The sequence below is a fragment of the Dyella sp. genome (genome assembly GCF_035277725.1).
Lineage (GTDB): Bacteria > Pseudomonadota > Gammaproteobacteria > Xanthomonadales > Rhodanobacteraceae > Dyella_B.
In genome coordinates, this window is the sequence record NZ_DATEJY010000021.1 from 1 (window position 1) to 2556 (window position 2556).

The window sequence follows — 2556 nt, forward strand, 5'->3', positions numbered from 1 at the left end:
GCAACCAGTTTTCCACGCCCGACGAAGTGCGTGCTTTCCTCGAACACGCCGGTTTCGAGGTGCTTTTGATCCTCGCCGATTCGCCGTGGGTGCAGGCGGTGGCGCAACGCCGTGGTGCCGGCGACGCGGCGGCGGAACGCAAACGCGTGAGTACGCTTGCGCCGCGCATCGCTTACACTCCGCTGTGGACGGAGCTTTTCGACACCCTGATCAAGGTGACCACGGAAGGCATGTCCCCGCACACGGCGCTGGCGATGATGGACGATGCCGCGCGCGGAGACGAAATCCCGATGTTTCGTGCCTGGTTCCTGGAAATGTGGCGCGCGAACGAAGAACTCTGGGGTAAAGCGCCAGCGAATTGAAGGAGAGATCGCGATGCCTACCACACCGCAACGCGTCGCCATCCTCGGCGGAGTGCGCATTCCGTTCTGCCGCAACAACACCGCCTACGCCGAGGTCGGCAATTTCGGCATGGCGGTCAAGGTGCTCGGTGCCGTGGTCGAAAAATTCGGACTGCACGGCGTGGAACTGGGCGAGGTCGCGTTCGGAGCGGTGATCAAACACGCCTCGGACTGGAACCTCGCGCGCGAAGCGACGCTGTCCTCAGGTTTGGCGCCGACCACGCCGGGCATCACCACCGCCCGTGCCTGCGGTACCTCGCTGGACAACGCCATACTCATCGCCAACAAGATCGCCACGGGGCAGATCGAGGCCGGCATCGCGGGCGGTTCGGACACCACCAGCGACGTGCCGATCGTCTACAGCCAGCGCCTGCGCAAGCGGCTGCTGGCGGTCAACCGCGCCAAGACGCCGCTGGACAAGCTGAAAACCGCCGTGCGCGGTTTTTCTTTTAGCGAGTTGAAGCCGTCCTTTCCCGGCGTGGCCGAACCGCGCACCGGCATGTCGATGGGCGAGCACTGCGAAAAGATGGCGCGCGAATGGCATATCGGCCGCGAAGCACAGGATCGCCTCGCCCTGGACAGCCATCGCAAGCTGGCCGTTGCTTACGACGCCGGCTTCTTTGCCGACCTGGTCGTGCCGTTCCGTGGCATCAAGCGCGATGGTTTTCTGCGTCCCGACACCAGCATGGACAAGCTGGCCGGGTTGAAACCGGCCTTCGACAAAAGCTCCGGCCACGGCACGCTTACCGCCGGCAATTCCACCGGCCTTTCTGACGGCGCGGCGGCCGTGCTGCTGGCCAGCGACGCGTGGGCAACCCAACGCGGTTTGAAGATCCAGGCGTACCTGCGTGATGCCGAAGTGGCGGCGGTGGATTTCGTGCACGGCGAAGGCCTGCTGATGGCGCCCACCATTGCCGTACCACGCCTGCTCAAGCGCAACGGTCTTACCTTGCAGGATTTCGATTTCTATGAAATCCACGAAGCTTTTGCCGCGCAGGTGCTGTGCACGCTGCGTGCGTGGGAGTCGGCCGATTACTGCAAGAATCGCCTGGGTCTGGATGCGCCGTTGGGCAGCATCGATCCGGCCAAACTCAACGTGCATGGTTCCAGCCTCGCGGTGGGCCATCCGTTTGCCGCTACCGGCGCACGCATCGTCGCCACGCTGGCGAAACTGCTCGAACAGAAAGGCGCCGGCCGCGGCTTGATTTCCATCTGCACCGCCGGCGGCATGGGCGTCGTGGCGATTCTGGAACGCTGATTTCCCTATGCCCCGCTTGCGCGTCACTGGTACGTTGAGTTTGCTTGCACTGGTCATCGGCGCTGCGGGTACGCAGTGGCTGAGTGACCTGACGGCAGGACGCGCTACGCCGCCGGAAACGGGCCCGCTGCATTCGGCACATGCCGTGCATCGCCGCTACGCGCAGCCCAAGCCGGCGTTGATCGTGGCGCGGCCCCGCTACGTACCCGCGCGAGATGAGGTGGCTGCCACACCGGTCGCTCCCGCCAACGCCACTGTCACGCTGGTGCCGATCGCAACGCCCACTTCGTCCGTGCCCACTTCGCGCATGGAAGATCACGCAGTCGGCAACGTCGTGTTGCATGTAATCGTCGACGGGCGGGGGCAAGTGACTGCCACGTCGATCGCACAATCCAGTGGCGACAATGTCCTGGATGCGAACGCGATGGAGATTGCGCGGCATTGGCGCTTTGCGGTGCCAGCAGATCATCCGCAAGGATTGAGCGGCGATTTGCCGATGCGCTTTACCGGTGACTTGGCGCAGACGCCGTAAATCCCGGCTTTCCTGTGATTAGCGATGCTGGAATTTCATCCCAGCCTACGCGGTGTTCGCTAAGCCGCGAGCTATCAATGCGGCCGCTGTTCGGCGAATGAATACACCTGATCCGCCCACTGTGTAGCGGCGTAATACGCGCCGGCCATCTTGCGGATGTTTTGCGGTTGCATGTGTGCGCCTTTCAGGTCGCCGGCTTCCCACGCATATACCTGTTCGAGCAGGGGCGCGAACGGGCCGCGGTCTTCCACCAGGGCGTCGCGGATTTCCGGCGCCAGCGGTAGATGGCTCAGCACGAATTCCATCGGTGCGCACAGCAGCGTATCGAGCAGTGACAGCAGGCCGGCCATGAAGGCCATTTCCTG

3 protein-coding genes and 1 pseudogene are annotated in these 2556 nt (G+C 63.7%); 3 read left to right on the top strand and 1 reads right to left on the bottom strand.

Translation table 11 applies throughout. The annotated features are described in order from the left end of the window. The 3 genes from VJR68_RS01410 to VJR68_RS01420 form a co-directional block, all read left to right on the top strand. Window positions 1–362, top strand: a 362-nt coding sequence (locus tag VJR68_RS01410) for a hypothetical protein (RefSeq protein ID WP_324145761.1), incomplete at its 5' end; no start/stop codon positions are given. Window positions 363–375: 13 nt separating this feature from the next. Further along, window positions 376–1659, top strand: coding sequence for an acetyl-CoA C-acetyltransferase (locus VJR68_RS01415; protein ID WP_324145762.1), 1284 nt, complete (start codon window positions 376–378; stop codon window positions 1657–1659). A 7-nt stretch (window positions 1660–1666) separates the two neighbouring features. Continuing rightward, entirely contained in the window at window positions 1667–2191 is a 525-nt protein-coding gene (locus VJR68_RS01420) for an energy transducer TonB (RefSeq protein ID WP_324145763.1), read from the top strand. A 74-nt stretch (window positions 2192–2265) separates the two neighbouring features. Here VJR68_RS01420 and VJR68_RS01425 read toward each other — a convergent pair. Further along, window positions 2266–2556 (bottom strand): annotated as a pseudogene (locus VJR68_RS01425) (diguanylate phosphodiesterase); the annotation flags it as partial.

What these genes read in the sequence shown, in the direction of transcription:
- VJR68_RS01415 (WP_324145762.1), top strand. Translation starts at nt 376, where the DNA reads ATGCCTACCACACCGCAACGCGTCGCCATCCTCGGCGGAGTGCGCATT.
- VJR68_RS01420 (WP_324145763.1), top strand. Translation starts at nt 1,667, where the DNA reads ATGCCCCGCTTGCGCGTCACTGGTACGTTGAGTTTGCTTGCACTGGTC.